This is a genomic window from Shewanella saliphila (genome assembly GCF_014648295.1).
Taxonomy (GTDB): Bacteria; Pseudomonadota; Gammaproteobacteria; order Enterobacterales; family Shewanellaceae; genus Shewanella; species Shewanella saliphila.
The window spans coordinates 1-1387 of the sequence record NZ_BMQV01000096.1 but is presented as its reverse complement, the minus strand read 5'-3'; the positions used below and the strand labels follow the sequence as shown (position 1 = coordinate 1387).

Annotated in this window: 1 protein-coding gene; it reads left to right on the top strand. The window is 38.5% G+C overall.

Annotation, left to right across the window (positions count from 1 at the left end; genetic code table 11):
* Positions 1-715 precede the first annotated feature (715 nt).
* Positions 716-1108, top strand: a complete 393-nt coding sequence (locus IEY48_RS20220; protein ID WP_188923335.1) for a hypothetical protein — start codon at positions 716-718, stop codon at positions 1106-1108.
* The last annotated feature ends 279 nt before the right edge of the window (positions 1109-1387 follow it).

Below are 1387 nucleotides of genomic sequence, written 5' to 3'. Positions count from 1 at the left end.
ACCTTCAAAGGGAAGCATACCAGCTAAACAAAAACGAGCCTGGATGAAAACAACATACTTAGAAGCAGTATTAAATGCCGGATTCAGTGATGTGGCTAATTAATAAACACTCATGCGGTTGCCCTGGAGCTATATCCAAAAACGATCAATGATATGCGTTTTAATCGTAAAAAAGCGAATGTTCGGGACATTCATGTTTTGTTATCTTGTTTCTGCTCTTGCTACCATAATGACAACGATCTTAGTCTTCAAAGAGGGCGTTTTAAACTAATAAACAAAGAACCAATAGTTGTCTTTGAAGATGTTTTGGCTTCACAAGGCTACTCATTAGATGTTAAGTTTCTAATTGAGCATGCCGGAAAAAGTGTCGCTTAAGAAAGCATTTAAGAGTGATTCCAACGCTTGGCACTTTTAACTCCATCGTTTGGTTTTGTGTTTACGGTAGGGGGGGATGGTTAAGGGTGTAGTAGTGTTGAACAGACCTTAATGCGGCGTTAGTTTCCACTGGAGGGGGAGGAATGGGACCACAAAAAGTATCGGAATATCAGAAAAGCATAAAATTTGAGTTCATTCGAGCACAGATGGCTTTTGACGAGTTTTCTCCCTTGCAAAAAGAAAGTACGCTTATTTATCCGCACCGGTATCAACTCAGGCCAACATCAGCATCGTAACAAAGCTTAAATATTTTGATGCTTATGCAAGGTGGTGTGGCCATGTGTACGAAGTAATAAAAGCTCAAGCTATCATTAATGAATCAATACCAGTTTATGCAGATTCAAATGCACCGACATTCGATGTTGAACTCCAAAAAGAGGTGAAGACTCTTATATCTACTGCTGTTGAGCAACCTGGAGTTATTCACCCGTCGCTTAAACCTGACTTTTCAGCTGATTTGCGAAAAGTCAGAAATAAATGCTCCTTTCATTGCACTAACAATAGGGTCAAAACAAACCTTTTGAAGGATTTCATGAAAGAGCACCATCAAGAGATATATTTTATATTCCAACAAATGGCGGTTAAATCCGAATTGCTAGGATTAGAAAGCTTAAATGACTTCGGTGCAATAGAAGAATTTTATGATTTCAATTATGGTGTAGGTGAAAACTAACACATATGGATCACCCGCCAGCCAATAGGCGAGCTTTTATTTTAAGGAGGAATATTTGACTGTTTTGCTGTCGAATTAAAATCGTTCGAAGACAGAATTGTGAAGCATATTAACTAAATTGCAGTTACACAGAATCTGTTACACCCTCTCAATTGTACTAGCTCAGACTTGATCTGACAGTTACCCATTTTTAATGGTGCCTGTCAGTTTAGATTTGAGCTAAATTTTTCTCAGCCCAAATTCGTTTCCCATCAAGCAATGTTTCAAGCGGAGTTCTTC